Origin of the sequence: Algoriphagus sp. oki45 (assembly GCF_036245605.1) — a bacterium.
Lineage (GTDB): Bacteria > Bacteroidota > Bacteroidia > Cytophagales > Cyclobacteriaceae > Algoriphagus.
Window position 1 is genome coordinate 75,530 of record NZ_BTPC01000004.1, and the last position, 18,026, is coordinate 93,555.

Here is an 18,026-nt window from a genome sequence, read left to right on the forward strand (position 1 = left end):
GAAAAAATCAAGAATCATGGCTAAACAACTGTTTTTCGATACTAACGCCCGCGATCAATTGAAAAAAGGCGTAGACGCATTGGCAGATGCAGTAAAAGTAACTTTGGGTCCTAAAGGCCGAAATGTCATCATCGACAAAAAATTCGGTGCTCCTACCATCACAAAAGACGGGGTATCCGTAGCTAAAGAAATCGAATTGGCCGAACCAATCGAAAACATGGGTGCTCAGCTCGTGAAAGAAGTAGCTTCCAAAACTGCCGACAATGCAGGTGACGGTACTACTACTGCTACTGTTTTGGCTCAGTCCATCTTCAATGTAGGAATCAAAAACGTAGCTGCAGGTGCCAACCCAATGGACCTAAAGAGAGGAATCGATAAGGCTGTAGCTGCTGTAGTGGCTCAGTTGAAAGAAAACTCAAAAGCTATCTCTACTTCCAAGGAAATCGCTCAAGTAGCTACCGTCTCAGCAAATAATGATGAGGAAATCGGTAAAATGATTGCTGATGCAATGGACAAAGTCGGAAAAGACGGTGTCATCACTGTAGAAGAGGCAAAAGGTACCGAAACTGAAGTGAAAACTGTAGAAGGTATGCAGTTTGACAGAGGATATCTTTCTCCTTACTTCGTGACCAATACCGAGAAAATGGAAGCTGAATTGGATCATCCTTTCATCTTGATCTACGACAAGAAGATCTCTTCCATGAAGGAATTGCTTCCTGTATTGGAGCCGGTAGCTCAGTCTGGGAAGCCTTTGTTGATCATCGCTGAAGATGTAGACGGAGAAGCTTTGGCTACCTTGGTAGTGAACAAAATCAGAGGTGCCTTGAAGGTAGCTGCAGTAAAAGCTCCTGGATTTGGCGACAGAAGAAAGGCAATGTTAGAAGACATCGCTATCCTGACCGGTGGTACTGTAATCTCTGAAGAAAGAGGTTTCAAACTGGAAAATGCTACTCCAGATATGCTTGGCAGAGCTGAGAAAATCAATATCGACAAGGACAACACCACCATCGTAAACGGTGCAGGTGATGCAGCTGCGATCAAGGGTAGAATTGCTGAGATCAAAGCTCAAATCGAAAAGACTACCTCTGACTATGACAGAGAAAAGCTGCAGGAAAGACTGGCTAAGCTTTCCGGTGGTGTAGCTATCCTTTACATCGGTGCAGCTACCGAAGTAGAGATGAAAGAAAAGAAAGACCGAGTGGATGATGCTTTGCATGCGACCCGTGCAGCAGTACAGGAAGGTGTAGTTGTAGGTGGTGGAGTTGCTTTGGTAAGAGCAGCTTCTGCACTTGACAGCCTGAAAGGCAGCAACGAAGATCAGGATACCGGTATCAATATCGTGAGAACTGCCATCGAGTCCCCATTAAGAACTATCGTGGCAAATGCCGGCGGGGAGCCTTCAGTGGTGATCAATAAGATCAGAGAAAACAAAGGAAACTTTGGTTATAATGCCAGAACAGATCAGTACGAAGATCTTTTCGAAGCAGGCGTAATTGACCCAACCAAGGTGACCCGATTGGCTTTGGAAAATGCAGCTTCTATTGCAGCGCTTCTCCTCACTACCGAGTGTGTAGTAGCTGATGTGAAAGAAGACGCTCCAGCCATGCCACCAATGGGAGGCGGAGGAATGGGCGGAATGATGTAATCTATTCCTATCCTAATAGTACCAATGAGGCACCTTTCGGTGCCTCATTTTTTTTTGTTGATACAAAAAATGACAAAAAACAGGCATTGCCATTGTCCAAGACACAGGAATAATTGTAATTTGAACCGACTTACACACCAATCGCCTGAATTAATTTGAATGCCCCTTTTTGACTCTGTCTTTTTAGTGGATGACGACCCTATTAACAACCTGATCAACAGGCGTTTATTAGGAAAAGTTGGGATTTCCGATCGAATCGTTGAATTTTTGAGCGGAGATGATGCTTTGGAAATGCTTTCTGCTGAACCCCTCGAAAACAAGGTTCTGGTACTTTTGGACATCAATATGCCTGTGATGAATGGTTGGGAATTTTTGGACAAATACATGTCCATCCTCCCTCACAGAAAAGATAAAATCTTGATTCTTTCCAGTTCAATTGACTTTCAGGACAGACAAAAAGCCAAAGAATACAGTATTGTGGAAGGTTTTATGGAAAAACCTCTAAATCTGGAAGTTTTGATTGATTTTTTTAAATAAGGCATAAAAACATATAAAAAAAAAACAATTTTTTACAGGAATGGTTATCTTTAGAGGTCAACACACCCTGATCTATTAAAACTTATTTAACCCTTTTAATCCTCTTTCTTTGGATAGGTACATCCAAAGGACAGACTTGGACAGGTATTACCAGCTCTAATTGGAATACTGCGTCCAATTGGAGCTCCGGTGTAGTGCCTGGCGCTGGTTCTGATGTTACCATTTCCAACCCTGCGGCACCGAACCAACCGATTCTTCCAGGAAATGTCACGGTAAGGGATTTTACCATCTCAGGAGGCAGCATCGATTTGGCAGGCTTTCAACTTAGGGTTAACAGAAATTACCGTTCAACAGGTGGATCCCTTTCAAGTGGGACAATATCTGTGAATGATTTTGTTCAATTGCAGAATACAGTTTTTAACGGAACCATTACTCTGATAAAAACTGGATCCAACAATGATTTTGCCGAAGGAGGAAACACTTTTAATGGACCGACGACCATCAGAAATAACGACAACAGCATATTAAGACTGGCAAATACCAATGGAGACACTTTCAATTCTACTGTAAGTTTTATAAAAGGCTCAACCGGTAATTTACAGATTGCATACAACGGGAATAATCAATTCAATGGATCTATCACATTAGAAAGTCTAAACAACAACAACACACTTAGTTTTGGATTGGGAGGAGGAACTTCGGTTTTAAATTCCGGTGGCCTTTTAAATGGTTCTTTTTCAATTGGGAGCTTGGATATCAGAAATTTCACCCAAGTCCAGAATGTAGCCAATGGTTCCTTTGGAGTAGATGACTTCTCCGTCACCAATGTTGTCTTTCTCGGAAACTTCTCTGTCACCTCGGCTGATGATCTGATTTTTAATGGAAATAACACATTCAACGGTACCAATTCTTTTATCTCCGGAGGGAATCTCGATGCAGACGGAAACAACCAATTCAGTGTTCCCGCAGGTAGCAGTACCACTTTTGTGAAAAATGGAAATGGAAATGACGATTGGCAGGGAGGCAATACCTTTGGAACAGTCAGTTTCACCAACAACTCCAACAACAGATTTAGATTGGCTAATGCCACAGGAGACACCTTTCTGAGGACATCCTCTTTTACGAATAACGGCACCAATTTTCTTGGTATAGCTTTCAACGGCACAAACACTTTTGCACAGCAAATTGAGATAAATAATACCAATCCAGCAGGTGAGGTAAGATTTGGAGAAGGGGGTGGGACCTCCACCTTGAGTACAGGAGGAGTAGTCACCAGCTCGTTTGCTACGGGGAACCTTTTGGAATTCAATAATTTTACCCAGGTCCAGAATGTCCCAAACGGAAACTTTTCCGTCACAACTTTTACCTCAGTCAACTCATCCTTTCAGGGTGATTTTGGAGTGACAGCCACCACGATCAACTTTAACGGGGCAAACACCTATGCCCGAAACGGAAACTTTACTTCCGGCAGCATTCAAATGACCAATGCAGGAAACAATTTTGCCACAAGTGGTGGAGTGGCAAGGTTTACCAAAAGTCCCTCAGGAACAAATAATGACTGGAATGGAGGAAACACTTTTGGAAATCTTGAAGTAATCAATAATTCCAATAGCAGACTTCGATTGGGACAAAATCAAGGGGATACTTTCAATTCCACCTCTTCATTTACCAATAATGGAAATAATATTTTGGGAATTGCCTTCCGCGGCACGAATACCTTTGCTCAACAGATCACCATCAATAATACCAACGCAGGTGGAACTGTACGCTTTGGAGAGGGAGGCGGTACTTCTACTTTGACTACCGGGGGAATAGTGACGACCTCATTTACCACCGGAAACTTATTGGAGTTCAACAACTTTACTCAAATTCAGAATGCTCCCAACGGGAATTTTGGAGTAGGCACATTTAATTCCATCAACTCTTCCTTTCAGGGTGATTTTGGGGTGACCACCACAGGAAACATAAGTTTTCAGGGATCAAATACTTTCGCAAGGAATGGGAATTTTACCGGACTGAATATAGCAGCCAATGGACCCAACAACTTCGCAACCTCCGGAGGTGTAGCCAATTTTACTAAAACAGGCGGAGGAAGTAATGATTGGGCTGGAGGAAATACCTTTGGAACCGTGAATTTTATTAACAACTCCGGATCCAGATTTAGGTTGGCTGTAAACAACGGAGATACCTTTAATGGCGATGCCAGTTTTGTTTCTAATTCCACAGGATTCATCGAACCTGCATTCAACAATGTGAACACCTTTGCAGGCAACATTTCTACTGTTGGTTCGAGTCTGTCACTGATTTTTGGACTAAACAACGGAACAGTAGAAATCAACGGAAATACAGCCCAGCAATGGCAGGGTGATGCAGTCAATTCTCCGATTGTTGAGCGTTTGAGAATGAACACTTCCGGAACCCTCATATTGGCTGTTCCCCTCCTGGTAGATGTGTCTGCTGATTTTTCCAACGGAATAGTAAACAGCTCAAGTACAAACCTGCTGACCTTCGACAATGGAGCCACTTCCTCCGGCATGTCCAATGCAAGCCATGTGGATGGACCGGTGGAAAAAATCGGAAATCAAGCATTTACTTTTCCTGTAGGAGATGGGGGCTTTTTTGCCCCGTTGAGTATGGCTGCTAGAGGCGGAGGAGGAACGGACATTTACACCGCCCAATATTTCCAAATTGCTCCTGTAGATATTCCTACTGATACCACCTCCCGAGATGCGACAATAGGGCTTATGAACCAAACCGAGCATTGGGATCTTCAAAGGACTTCAGGCTCTGTAGCTAGAGGAATTACCCTGTCCTATGATGTATCCCGCACTTCTCCGATCATCGACCATACCGAATTGGTCAGCATCTTTTGGAATGGAAGCAGTTGGACTGATTTGGGGGGATCGATCAGCGGAAATGCTACGTCCGGAACCATTACTGCTGGAACCACCTCCAATTTGGGGCAATTCTCAATCGGAAGTTCATTCAGGGTTTTACCGGTGGAATTGATTTCATTTAATGCGAAGCAAACAGAAAATCGGGATATTCTCATCGAATGGAAAACAGCCACCGAGAAAAATAATTCTCACTTTATTCTCGAGCGTTCATTTGATGGAAAAAACTGGGAAACCATAGCCTTGATTCCGGGAGCGGGAGATTCTTTGGAGCCTCTATCCTATCGATTTGTGGATACCAACCCTCAATTTGGCAGGAATTTTTATCGCTTGATTCAAGTAGACTTTGACGGATTGTCTACAATACATCAGACTATAGCAGTAAGTCTTCTTGGTGAAAACAGCACCAATATAGAGATCATAGTATTCCCAAATCCCACTCAGGGAAGGATTTACCTGGAAAGCCAAAACTTAAATCTCGACGGAATGAAGGTGGATATTTTGAATCTAAACGGGCAATCCGTTCTTCAATCGGAAGCCATTAGAAATTCAAGAGCAGAATTTGACCTTTTCGGATTACCCAAAGGAATCTATATTATTAAGCTGTATTCAGCCAGAGAAATCATCACCAAAAAGCTAATCCTCCAATAATCAATTGGGTATGATTTGGGATAATTGATCCCACATCTGACGAATAAGAAAGAACGGCACAGGCAAGTCTCCCGGAGCTCCCCCCATTCGAATAATCACCAGATTTTGGGAAGGGATCACCATCAAGAACTGCCCGTTTTTCCCCATAGCCTGATACATATCTGCAGGTCCTGAGGGGATCAGTGAACCTGGAATGACGGTCTGAGTACCAGGAAGCATATGAGAGGCCTTTCCATTGAGCCAAGTAAGGTATCCATAGCTTAAATTCAGGTTTTGGGAGCTCTGGGAAAGCTGATCAAAGTACGAACCGGACCAGATTTGCTCCCCATTCCAATTGCCTTTAGCCAAAAGTAACAAGCCAAAACGGGCAAAAGAGCGGGCATCAGAGTAAAAAACATTATTGTCTCCAGTCTGCTGCCAAAAGCCTTTCATCCCTATTCTTTTCCCCAATTTCTCTTCAAAATAGGACTGATAGCTTTTTCCAGAGGCTTTTTCTACCACCGATTCCAAAAGGGTATAAGTACCATTATGGTAGCTCCAACGAGTACCCGGCTTCGCCAGAAAAGTAAAAGAAGACGGGGAGGTATCATCCAGATTGCTGACTTTATCATTGATACCAGTGGTAAAAGTCAGATGATGCTCAAGCCTGATATCACGCTCCTGAGAGGAAGTCATGGAAGTCCAGCCCTCTCCCAAGTACTTTTGAGTCCGGTCACTGATTTTCAATAGTTTTTCCTGCTGAGCTATGCCTACCAAAGCAGCTGTCAGGGTTTTGCCAGCCGAAGCCCAATACCAAAAGGAGTTTTGATCCATTCCGCCGGTACCGGTCAGTTTACTCCCCCAATATTCCTCCACCACTATTTTCCCATCCTTTAGAATGATCAAAGCCCGGGTTTCCTGAGTGGGTAACCATTCCAAAAATTCATCCAAAGCTCCCCTATCCCATCCTAATTCCTCTGGAGATTGACTTTCCCAAAGAGAAGATTCTGTAGGAGGAAAATACAGATTGGAGGGAGCCTGGTTTCTAGCTTTTTGAGCATCCACACAGGAAGAAGAAAAAAGAGCCCATCCAAAAAGGAGGGCTTTTGAAATATAGATCTTGGAAAAGGATAGACTTCTCATTCTTATTTTCTGAGGGTATTATCAATAAATTTTTTCAAGTCCTCACGGAAAAGCTTGGCAGAGGGCAGATGAGTGTACATCATATGTCCTGCTTCGTAATAGGTCATTACGATCCTGTCTAAAGCAGATTGTGGCAATTCCATACGGGAAATGGAATGCTCCACTCCATGAAAGACCGTGGCAAGATCGTAGTATCCATTCATGATCAAAACCTGAACATAGGGATCCTTACTCAGCGCTTCGGCCATATCAGGCAGTGTGGTCACAGCTGCATCGGCTCCCCAGAAATTATTCCCCTGATGCTTCCAATCCCATCGGAAGCCTTCCTTAGAATAAGCGGAAGTGGCATAGAGCAAATCTTTACTTACTCCCAAGCTACCATGGTAATAATCCAAAAAGCCCATGGTATAGGCCGGAGAAATAGCATCACTCTGAGGATCAGTGAATGCAGACATGGCCATAGGGTCGATATTGATACCCTTGTAGCGGGAGTCCAAACGGCCTACGGTCTGACCATCTTTCCGAAGTAACTCCTGATAGTATTCATCAGCAGTGATCTTGAGGTTGGCTCTTTCCCATACCTCAGCGCTGATTCCTGTTAGCCCTTGTAGTTTGGCAGCCATGGCTGACTTCTCTGAAGCCGATATCCTGTTCCCTTTGAATAAAGCCGGGGCGTATTCATTTTCGGTAAACTCCCTTACTTTTTGAACAAAAGATGGCAAGTCAGTTCCCTTTTCGGCCACTTTATTATGATACCAGCTGGTAGCAGCCATGGTTGGTAGATATACGATGTAGGGAAGGTCTTCGTTAGGTGCAAAAAATAGGGTTCTGAGATCGAACACGGCCGAAACCATGATCACCCCATTCAGCGCGTAGCCTTTTCCTAAAAGGTCATTCATCACTCCCGCATTTCGGAAAGTACCATAGCTTTCACCAAGGATATATTTTGGGGAGTTGAGCCGATCATGGGACTTCAAAAACTGCATGATAAACAGACTGATGGACCGGATATCCTGATCTACCCCCCAAAAGTCCTTTCCGGTAGCTTTCCCGATCGGAACACTCAATCCTGTGCCCACTGGATCCATCATCACCACATCCGCAATATCCAAAATGGAAAATTCATTATTTACCAAAGAGTAAGGTGCACCCTGATTGTAATTGGGATCATCTACCACGATCCGCTTAGGCCCCATGATGCCCATATGCAACCAATAGGATGAAGATCCAGGTCCACCGTTGTACGCAAAAACGATGGGTCTATCCTTGCCTCCATTTTCTTTGAAATAAGCAGTAAATCCAAAAAGAGCGATCGGTTCATTGTTTTCATCCCTAAGCTCCATTGTCCCGGCTTTGGCATTGAGATTGACCACTTTACCATCTATTGTCACTGATTGCTTGGATTCAAACACCTGAGCTTTTGGCATTTCTACAGGTTTTTCAGTAGATCCTTCCTGAGCATAGGTGCCAAAAGAGATAAATAGAAAAAGCGCTAGTAATCGTATTTTCATGGCTGTTAGATTTATTTTCTGTTTCAAAGTTTAAGTCAAGTTAATTCAGTTTCGGTAACAATCCCAAAACAAGATATTAGACTTAAGACACAAGACTCTGGATACAAGACATTAGATTTCTAAACTTCCAATCACTTTCGCCAGACTTTAATCAAGATAGCTTTGTCGTTTCCAGATAATCGTGAAGAATTACTATCCAAATAGCTCCTCCCGACACGGCGGACAGGCGCTATGACGGGAATTACCGGATTTTTTTTCGTTTTTAGGTATTGGATATTTTCAGGGGTCACCTCCATTTTTGTAGCTTAACTTTTCCACTTTTCAACTTTACCACCTTCTTACTTATAAAACTCCTCCCCTGCCTTCAACTGATAGCATCGCTCATGAAGATGAAATCCGAGTTTTTCATAAAAGGGGACGGCATCCTCTGCAGAAAATAAAATCAAGCGAGCCTCTGGAGCTAAATCTCTGGTAAAAACCAATAGCTTTTTCCCTAGGCCTTGCCTTTGGTAGGCTTTGGCTACAGCCAAATCAGCGATAAAACAACGATAGCAATGGTCTGTAAGTCCACGTAAAAATCCAACCAATTCTCCATTTTTTCTTGCTGTTACAATCAAATTGGAGCCCGATATCATTTTCTGAAGTAGGCCAGGATCATCCATTGGCCTTCTTTTACCCAAACCGGAATCTTTAAGAATCCATTGGTATTCTTCAAGAGAAATTAGGGGTTCGGTTTGAATTTTTATCATGAAAAATTATTAGTTTAGAATATGACAGGAGGAATAGGATTTAGCCGACAAGGCCGGCAGTCTTTTGAAGACAACCATAAATTGGGAAAAATCAGGTCCAAATCCAGCAGGCCAAGGGTATTTTTAGAAAGAAAAGACGGTGAAGAATCGGCTTTAACAGAGTCTATTTCCTACCTCCAATCCCTAAGGGAAAAAAGAAGAAAAGTTCAGCTTTGGGTGGGCTCTATTGTAACCCTAATTGCAATTCTTCTTTTACTTTTTCTGACTTTCCTTAATTGAGCACATCACGGAGCTCTACATGTCGGGCAAAAGTAGCCTTGGCAAAGGGGCAAAGCGGAATTACCTTGATTTCCTCTTCTCTGACCCAATCCACCAGTTTCTTCAGCAACTGAAGGCCCACTCCCTTACCTTTAAGGTCCTCATCCACTTCGGTATGCTCAATGATCATTTTTTTAGGCCCCGCCATGACATAGACCATTTCGGCCTTTTTCGATCCCTCCACTTCCAGATAAAAGCTTCCTCTTCTGCCGTCTGATTGATGTTTTATTTCCATTATGATGTGAGTTAAAAGTTAAAAATGAGTAATTCAGAACCAAACAACACGCAATATCAGGTTTGGGTTCTTCCCTCGACCAATCCATCGTAGGCATCGTCAATGGGTTCCCAGAGTTCTATGGCATGTCCATCCGGATCGAGGATATGGACAAATTTCCCGTATTCAAAAGTCTCTATTTCGTCTAAAACCTGTACCCCAGCCGCTTTAAGCTCAACTACCAATTCTTCCAGATTTTCCACACGGTAATTGATCATAAAATCCTTTTCTGACGGCTTAAAATACTGGGTATCGGAATTCATAGGAGACCATTGCGTAAAACCTTTCTGTTGCGGATTAGCCGAAGATCTCCATTCAAAAGCAGTCCCATACCGATCGGTATTCAATCCCAAATGCTGTTGGTACCAAGCTTTGGTGGCGTCGGGGTCCTTCACTTTAAAAAATATGCCTCCAATTCCTGTTACCTTCTTTTTCATGGGGTTAAAAAATACTTTTTATGAAATTTCTCGCACGGTTCAGGTCTTCTTGAGTGTCGATGGAAATGGACTGATGATTGGTCTCGACCATTTTAATTTTGACCCCTCTCTCCACCAATCTGAGTTGCTCCAGCATTTCTATCTGCTCAAGTCTTCCTTTTGGCCAGGAAGTAAATTCCAATAACAGCTCTCTGGTGTAGGCATACACCCCGATATGCTTCCAATAGACTATATCTTCTTTCTTCTCTCTATTAAAAGGGATCGGTGAGCGGGAAAAGTAAATAGCATTGCTTTTTTCATCCACTACCACTTTGACGGTGTTTGGATTGTAAGACTCGTCCTCAGAAATCCGGCACATCAGGCTCGCCATTTTCACTTTGGGGCGTTCGAAAGCTTTGACAAGATTTTTCAGTGACTCTCCATCCTGGAAAGGCTCATCCCCCTGAACGTTCACTATCAAGTCGGCATCGACCACTTCGAGCGCTTCAGCAATCCGGTCCGAACCACTTTCATGCTTTTTGAAGCTGAAATAGACTTTTCCTCCCAGTTCCATAATCTGATCGCGAATCTGCTCGTGGTCAGTGACCACCCAGACTTCATCACAAACACCAGTGGCCAAAGTGCTGAGGTAGGTTCGCTGAATCACAGAAATGCCGCCTAAATCCTGAACCAATTTGGCAGGAAGTCGGGTTGAGGAGTATCTGGCAGGGATAAGAACGGCGGTTTTCAATTTTTTTTAAGGTTTACGCAACATCCAATAGCTTTGGATTTCGGATTCGATTTCTACTTGATCCTGAAGGCATTTTTGATTGCCTTCCAAGGTTCAAATTTCTTTGCCTTTTTGATTTTCTTCCGTTTGGTTTCCAAGTCATCCCCATAGTAATTGTACATATACTTATTGTTTTGGGAATAGAGGTAGGTATTTCCATATCCATAGTTGTAGCCTTCATAATGGTATCCTGAATTGAGGATGCCATTGAAGACCCCATATACACTAGTGACTTGTTTATTATTGAAGAGGTCATTAATCATAACCAGGTGATCTTTTATGGTGTAGTTTTGCCTTACTACATAAAGATTGATATCAAATAAGCGCATCAAATCGATCGTCTCAGAAACCAATCCCATGGGTGGCGTATCAAATACCACAATATCAAAGCGCTCCTCAAGGAAATTTAAAAACTCCTTCAGCTTGGGCGTCTGAAGCAATTCGGCAGGATTGGGCGGAATCACACCGGAAGGGACAAAGTAGAGATTCTGATGCTGAGACGGGAAAATAATATCCTCTGCTGCCACTTTTCCGATCAGGAAAGTAGAAAGCCCAACTTTTTCTGTGTGATTGAAATAGGATGCCAATTTTGGTCTTCTCAAGTCAGCCCCGACTACCACCGTCTTCTTTGAACCTAAGGCCATAGCTGAAGCCAAATTAAGCGAGGTAAAGGTCTTTCCCTCCCCTGACACTGAAGAAGTCACCAAAATCTTCTTTGTATTTTTCCCTGAAGCCAAATAGGTAATCGCAGATCTAAGCGATCGGAATGATTCTGCAACTGCGGACTTGGGATGCTCCAGCACTACCTTGTTGGTTTCTTTGGTGCTGTAGCCAATGACCCCTAATTGAGGAATCATGAAATGCTTTTTCAGGTCACGCTGATCCTTGATGCTGTCATCAAACATCTCCCGCAACACGATAAATCCAAAAGGAAGAAGAAATCCCAAAGCCACAGCGAGACCATAGTTTTGAGTTTTCTTGGGAAAAACTAAGGTGCCTTGCTTTGCCAAATCCAAAATGGCATTGTCTGATACGTTGGCAGCTCGGGCAATGCCAGCTTCCACTCTTTTCTCCAGGAGATAAGTAAAAATATTCTCTCTCAACTGATACTCTCGGAAAATATCCGTGTATTCAGACTCCGATTCCGGTAAAGTGGCAAACTGAGAATCATAAGTCCTGATCTCAGCCATGAGGGAATTCCTCTGTTTTTTGGTGTTTTCAATGAGATTGACCACGTTTTCGAAGAGAGCATCCTGAACCTTCTCCATCTGCACATCGATTTTGAGCACTTCGGGATGGTTTTCGTTTACAGTCGCCAGCAGTTTTCTTCTGTCCTGAGAAAGCGTCACCAAACTCTGAATCAATCCATTAAGAAGGGGATCTGGAACCCCGATTACTGAAGGGGCAATTACATCGGAGTAGTCTTTGCTTTTTTGCTCCATGTAGTCACGGATCTCCTCAAAATACCTCAACTGATAATCAAGCTGTGCACTTCGTTCATCGAGATCGTTGATTTTTCCCAGAATGCTGGAAAACTCTGCAGAAACGTCCAACAACTTATTGTCTACCTTAAATCGAAGCAATTCCCGCTGTTTGGATTTCATGGAATCTTCCAAATATCCCAGTTGCTCATCAATGAAGTCTATGGAGTTTTCTTGGATCTTATTTTTCTCGTTAAGGTCGTATTCGATATACGCCTGCATCAGCGCATTGATGTAATCTCTGCCTTTCTCAACCACTTTGGTCGTGGTGCTAATACGCAAAACCGAGGAATATTCATTTACGGTATTGACTTGGATAGATTTAGCCAACTGGTCCTCGAGGGCCGATGGATTTACCAACCGGAAAATCACCTGATCTCCAATTCTACCCGGGTTAACCAAAAGGACCCTAAACTTAGATCGGGCAGTCTCTATGGTCTCTCCAAATGTGTATGTTTTGTCAAAAACGGATTCGTCTCCTGCGGCCTGGACTCGATTGAAGTCCATAAATCCCCCAACGACCTGCCTGAGTCTGAAAGTCTCATTCGAAAGAATCTCCAACTCCACAGGCGCATCAGTCACCTGAAGATGATCCCAATCTACCTCTACTCGGATGGGAGAGCGGTCGTAGAGCTCGATGTCTTTGATATTGGTTTTGGCAAAATACTCCACGTCAAAGTGAAGTTTTTTCAGGGCTTCCTTGGCCAGATTTTTTGATCTGAGTCGGAGAATGTCATTTTCCAGATTGATCCCGGAATTGAAAATATTGGATCGATCGAGAATTCGGGCTTCAGGGGTACTGTTGTTTTTGATGACCAAGGAGCCGGTGACCTCAAATTCATCTACTGTATATCGGTGAAAAATATAAGTACCTGTTACAAACAGGATGATAAAAAGGACATACCAAGGCCAAAAACGGATGTATTTGGCGACCACATACCGGATCTCCAGCGCTTTCTCCTCATTATCCAACTGACTCAGATCGAGCTTTTCCATCGTTTAGAGATTCCCTGTTACCAAGTTTAAAATTAATAGGACAGAGGCTAAAATCCCTCCAAATAGAGCCAAAGATGCAGTCAGATTGTCCGCAGTTCCGATCTGCCTGATTTTCATAGGCTCCAGATAGAGGATATCATTGGGCTGAATGAAATACCAAGGACTACCTAGCAAGGCTCTGTCATTCAGGTTGATCTGATGGATTTTGGTACCTCCATCATACTGCCTGATCAAAAAGAGCTTGTTTTTCTTTCCTAAAAGGGTGGTTTCACCCGCATTGGCCAGGGCATCGAATAGCGTCGCTCTGTTTTTGAAGATAATCTGAACCCCAACACTGTTGAATTCACCTAAAGTGGTATACCGAATCCCGGCGATTCGTAGCCGAACATAGACGTCATCCTTGAAATAAGCATTGATCGCCTCCTGTACCACATTCTTTGCCTCTTCCTCGGTCATTCCTGCAATCTTGATCTTTCCTAATCTAGGAATATCCACCATGCCTTCCTTGTCAATGGAGTACCCTGTCATATACAAGGGATCGCTTCCCTGACCTCCTCCGCCGCCGCCGGCCATTCGCATTCCTCCCATATTATTTCCATTGTTTTGAAAAGAAAACCCCTCCACCAAGGTGGGGTCAGAACTGGCAAAATCTATCTGTACAATATCAAAAGGCTGAAGAATGTATTCATAGTCCACCTCAGCAAACGGAATGAACTCATCCAAATCAATGGCTGTACTGTCTGAGAGGTTTTGTAAGTAGGTGATTCGTTTGTTACTAATACAGGAACTCACCAAGGCGGCGAGGAGAATCAAAAATGAAAGATGCTTCATGCAATACGACTGATCAATCTATCAAAGATATGTAAATCTGATAATCCGCAAGGGTAAGCAAGTGCAATTTATGTGAAGCTCGGCTCATTTCTTTCTGAACACATCTTTATTACTGAAAATCAGGATTTTCATTTCATTTCTTTAAAATTATAGCGCCATTTCCTGTAGAGGATCGATTCAATATTTCCAGCTCTACATGGTATAATCAACCAAAAAATAAACCATTAAAGGTATATTCGTTTCATGCAAATCCGAAAAGGCACTCCTGAAGATCTTCCCGGAATCATCGACTTACTCAGGATCAGTTTGGGAGAAAGCCTCATACCCAAATCAGCCGAACTATGGCAATGGAAGCACGAAAACAATCCCTTTGGGGCCTCCCCAATACTTTTGGCAGAGGAAGGGGGACAATTGGTGGGGATTCGCGCATTTTTAAAGTGGGAATATCAATACAAGAGTAAAACGATTTCAGCCTGCAGAGCAGTAGACACTGCTGTACATCCTGATTTTCAAGGGAAAGGCATTTTCACTACCCTCACTCTTCAACTAATTGAAGAAATTAAAAAAGAGGGGGTCGATTTGATTTTCAATACTCCAAATAAAAAAAGTACACCCGGTTACCTCAAAATGGGCTGGGAAAAGTGGAACCGACTACCCCTACAAATCGGACTGAATTGGAATTCTTTTTTTTTAAAAGCGAATGAATTGATTTTTTCTGATTGGGACAGTTTGGGGTCTATCATTGAAAAACTGGAAAGTCAATCTCCGGAAATCAATCTGGTTCATACCCGACTCCGCCCGGGATATATTTTTTGGAGATACAGATATTGCCCTCTTTTCCCTTATCACTTCGTCTCAGATGGAGAAAATTACCTGCTGATCTACAGATTAAAGAAAAATTCCTGGGGGAAGGAGTTTCGGATTTGTGACTTCTTCATAGTGGATCGCAATCGAAAAAGCCTGCTCAGCCAGGTGCAAAAGGAATTGAAATCGATAGCGAGAAGCAGCGGGGCAAGATGGATAAGCGTATCTGGCCAAAAAAGCGATGAGAGTTGGAGGCTGATTTCTTCACCCACCCTTCCTATTGGTCCTTTAATCACACTTCGGGATTTGGGAAAGGGTATCAACCCTCTTTCCCTGCCTTGGGCCTGGAGTCTCGGGGATTTAGAGTTGTTTTAGGCTTCATTGACCATAGTCCATGGTCGGAAGTTGGATAAGGCAAAATAAAATAGACTTGCTCCAGTTGTTAAGTACTAGTCAGGATACCTGTCCCTCTTCCTATCAGATTTGCGACTGGCCTTTGGTTTGAACAAATAGGATTCTTTATTTACCTTTTCAAAACCTTTAATACCTGAATGACCGGAACTTTTACCATAAGCCTTGATTTTGAACTCCTATGGGGGATTTTTGACAAAGTGGGCACTCAATACAAACCCGAATACTTTGCCAATACAAGAAGAGTAATTCCCGAGATGCTTGACCTTTTCGGCAAAATGGGAATATCGGTCACATGGGCAACGGTAGGAATGCTTTTCGCAGAAAACGAAGAAGAATGGAAGCATTACTCTCCTGAATTTCTCCCCTCCTATCGGGACAAAAAACTCTCCGCCTACGAGTGGGCCAAAAGTCATGGACTAAGGCCTGAAGTTCATTTTGCTCCCGAATTGATCCAACAAATCATTCAAACCCCACATCAGGAATTGGGCTCCCATTCCTATGCACATTACTACACCCTGATGAGGGGACAAAGCCCGGAACAGTTTCGGCAGGATCTTCAGGCAAGCCAAAGAATCTCCAAAGAAAAATTCGGAATAAGCCTCAAGTCCCTAGTTTTCCCGAGAAACCACATCAATGAGCTCTATCTAGGAATATGTTTGGAAGAAGGTTTCGAGTATGTGCGAGGCAATCCCAAAAACTGGTTTTGGCAGGAAACCCAACATGAAAGCTTCAGCAAAAAGCTGTTTCGCTCAGCGGATTGTTTTTTTCCGATTGGCTCCAAATCCTCTTACAACGAAGAAGAAATCCTTCGATTTGATGGTGAACCAGTCATCCTCCCAGCCTCCAGAATACTACGGCCTTTGGCAAAAAACAATCCTGCATTCAATTCGGTAAGGCTAAATCGAATTCTGAATGAAATGGACCTTGCCGCAAAAAATGGAGAAGTCTATCACCTTTGGTGGCATCCCCATAATTTTGGGAATGACCCCAAACAAAGCATGCTGGAACTGAACAAGCTCGTCATTCATTTTTTGAAGCTTAAGGAAAAATATGGAATGGTATCCCGAAGCATGCAGGAAATGGGAGAAAAGGTAAAAAAACCTGCAACTTTTGCTTAAGGTCTAAGAATAAGGAATATGAATACCCGCTTTTTTACCAGTAAGCCTTACACTTTGAATAAAATTCCGCTTGAAGTTCAGTTTTAGTAAGCTTCGATCTTCGGACCTCAAAACCAATTTTGGATTGTGGTGCCATTGCGGATAATCATATTAAGGAATAACTCAGTGTTTAAATTCAAGCGAGTACTTCACTTAATCTTGGCATTTTCCAATACTTGGGAATAAATCTCCTCCAGTTGGGAAACCATCCTCTTCATGCTGAAATTTTCAATGACCTGTTTTCTGGCCTCAAAAGCCATTTCTGCATGCAATTCCTTTTCCCGAATCAATCGAATTACGTATCCTTCCAATTTTTCCCACTCATCGACCTCTGTCAAAAACCCCTGCTTTCCATGCTGGATGACCTCCCCGATTCCTCCGGCACGGGTAGCCACGACAGGTACTTCACAGGCCATTGCCTCAAGCATTGCTATAGGCAAACCTTCAAATTCTGAAGTACTCAGATAAATGTCCATCAGATTCAGGTAGGGAATTACTTCTTTTTTTACCCCGACCAAATGAAAATTGGCTTGAAAACCTGACTTAGCGATCTGTTCCTCTATCCTATTCCTCCATTCCCCGTCTCCGACCAGTAAAAAATGAGTCTCAGGATGTTCTTTTACAATTCTGACCGCCAAATCTACCCAAAGCCAAAGTCTTTTCTGTGATCTGAAAACAGCCACTTTTCCAATAACAGGAGAATCTTTTGAAATACCCAATTCCTCCCTAAGTCTTGCAATTTCCCTCTGCTTTGATATACTGCCTAATGCCACCTGCTCATCTCTTTTCCAAAACCGAATAAAAGTCTCCGTATTTACCCCATTTTGAACCACCCGAACCTTTAGCCTCCCACCTCTTTTGTAAGGATCCCATATGGAATTCAATTGCATCGAAAGCGCAACTTCATTGGAAACAGCTACCGCAACATCCTGATTTTTGAAAGTCAGACGATTTCCCCAAAACGAGACTTTATTGTATCTGTCCCAGGTATTGTGTTCAGTGTAAACAATGGGAATGGATAACTTCCTTCCCACGAAGCGAGCCAAAATTCCTGCCCAGGGTAGGTGGGCGTGGATGAGATCAAACTTTTGATCCTGAATAAACTTCCGCACTTTTTGAACCTGGAAGAACAAACCCAAATTTCCGGATGGGATAAGATGAACCTGTATCCCTGCAGATTCCAGCTCATCGACGATGTTTTGCTCCTGATGAAAAAAGTAAAGACAATGAAACTCAAACCGACTTTGATCATGAACCAGGGCAGTTTCCGGTATAAGTTTCTCCGCCCCGCCTCTCCCTAAGGATTTGATCAGATGCAATATTTTTATTTTGGGCGACAAGTCTTGGTCGATTGGGCTTACAAACCTAATAAAAGGGGTGGAATGGACAATTCTCATCCCGATTTATCGGCACAAATCCATTGAGTAAGGATCAAG

Annotated in this window: 14 protein-coding genes; 5 read left to right on the forward strand and 9 right to left on the reverse strand. The window is 43.0% G+C overall.

Going from position 1 to position 18,026, the window contains the following annotated elements; genetic code table 11:
* The first annotated feature begins 16 nt into the window (after positions 1-16).
* The 3 genes from groL (at position 17) to AAA942_RS16415 (ending at position 5,727) form a co-directional block, all read left to right on the forward strand.
* Positions 17-1,645, forward strand: coding sequence for a chaperonin GroEL (gene groL, locus AAA942_RS16405; RefSeq protein ID WP_338221380.1), 1,629 nt, complete (start codon positions 17-19; stop codon positions 1,643-1,645).
* Between the two features lie 159 nt (positions 1,646-1,804).
* Entirely contained in the window at positions 1,805-2,182 is a 378-nt protein-coding gene (locus AAA942_RS16410; RefSeq protein WP_338221381.1) for a response regulator, read from the forward strand.
* Between the two features lie 194 nt (positions 2,183-2,376).
* A complete protein-coding gene (locus AAA942_RS16415; protein ID WP_338221382.1) occupies positions 2,377-5,727 on the forward strand; it encodes a T9SS type A sorting domain-containing protein in 3,351 nt (1,116 codons plus the stop codon).
* Here AAA942_RS16415 and AAA942_RS16420 read toward each other — a convergent pair whose 3' ends face one another.
* The 8 genes from AAA942_RS16420 to AAA942_RS16455 all read right to left on the reverse strand — a co-directional run bounded on the left by AAA942_RS16420 (position 5,728) and on the right by AAA942_RS16455 (position 14,215).
* Entirely contained in the window at positions 5,728-6,849 is a 1,122-nt protein-coding gene (locus AAA942_RS16420; protein ID WP_338221383.1) for a serine hydrolase domain-containing protein, read from the reverse strand.
* A 2-nt stretch (positions 6,850-6,851) separates the two neighbouring features.
* Positions 6,852-8,360, reverse strand: a complete 1,509-nt coding sequence (locus AAA942_RS16425; protein WP_338221384.1) for a S10 family peptidase — start codon at positions 8,358-8,360, stop codon at positions 6,852-6,854.
* A 338-nt stretch (positions 8,361-8,698) separates the two neighbouring features.
* Positions 8,699-9,109, reverse strand: a complete 411-nt coding sequence (locus AAA942_RS16430; RefSeq protein ID WP_338221385.1) for a GNAT family N-acetyltransferase — start codon at positions 9,107-9,109, stop codon at positions 8,699-8,701.
* A gap of 271 nt (positions 9,110-9,380) precedes the next feature.
* Positions 9,381-9,662, reverse strand: a complete 282-nt coding sequence (locus AAA942_RS16435; protein WP_338221386.1) for a GNAT family N-acetyltransferase — start codon at positions 9,660-9,662, stop codon at positions 9,381-9,383.
* Between the two features lie 56 nt (positions 9,663-9,718).
* The gene (locus tag AAA942_RS16440; RefSeq protein WP_338221387.1) at positions 9,719-10,138 is read right to left on the reverse strand and encodes a VOC family protein; all 420 of its coding nucleotides are present in this window, start codon (positions 10,136-10,138) and stop codon (positions 9,719-9,721) included.
* Between the two features lie 4 nt (positions 10,139-10,142).
* Positions 10,143-10,868, reverse strand: coding sequence for a 3-deoxy-manno-octulosonate cytidylyltransferase (kdsB, locus tag AAA942_RS16445; protein WP_338221388.1), 726 nt, complete (start codon positions 10,866-10,868; stop codon positions 10,143-10,145).
* Positions 10,869-10,921: 53 nt separating this feature from the next.
* Positions 10,922-13,384 (reverse strand): GumC family protein, encoded by a 2,463-nt coding sequence (locus tag AAA942_RS16450; RefSeq protein ID WP_338221389.1) that lies wholly within the window; start codon positions 13,382-13,384, stop codon positions 10,922-10,924.
* Between the two features lie 3 nt (positions 13,385-13,387).
* A complete protein-coding gene (locus tag AAA942_RS16455; RefSeq protein ID WP_338221390.1) occupies positions 13,388-14,215 on the reverse strand; it encodes a polysaccharide biosynthesis/export family protein in 828 nt (275 codons plus the stop codon).
* 243 nt (positions 14,216-14,458) lie between these two features.
* On the opposite strand from AAA942_RS16455, the gene AAA942_RS16460 reads away from it, so the two are divergent.
* Both AAA942_RS16460 and AAA942_RS16465 read left to right on the forward strand, forming a co-directional pair.
* Positions 14,459-15,394 (forward strand): GNAT family N-acetyltransferase, encoded by a 936-nt coding sequence (locus tag AAA942_RS16460; RefSeq protein ID WP_338221391.1) that lies wholly within the window; start codon positions 14,459-14,461, stop codon positions 15,392-15,394.
* A gap of 176 nt (positions 15,395-15,570) precedes the next feature.
* Positions 15,571-16,551, forward strand: coding sequence for a polysaccharide deacetylase family protein (locus AAA942_RS16465; RefSeq protein WP_338221392.1), 981 nt, complete (start codon positions 15,571-15,573; stop codon positions 16,549-16,551).
* A 188-nt stretch (positions 16,552-16,739) separates the two neighbouring features.
* Here AAA942_RS16465 and AAA942_RS16470 read toward each other — a convergent pair whose 3' ends face one another.
* Positions 16,740-17,909, reverse strand: coding sequence for a glycosyltransferase (locus AAA942_RS16470; protein ID WP_338221393.1), 1,170 nt, complete (start codon positions 17,907-17,909; stop codon positions 16,740-16,742).
* Positions 17,910-18,026 lie beyond the last annotated feature (117 nt).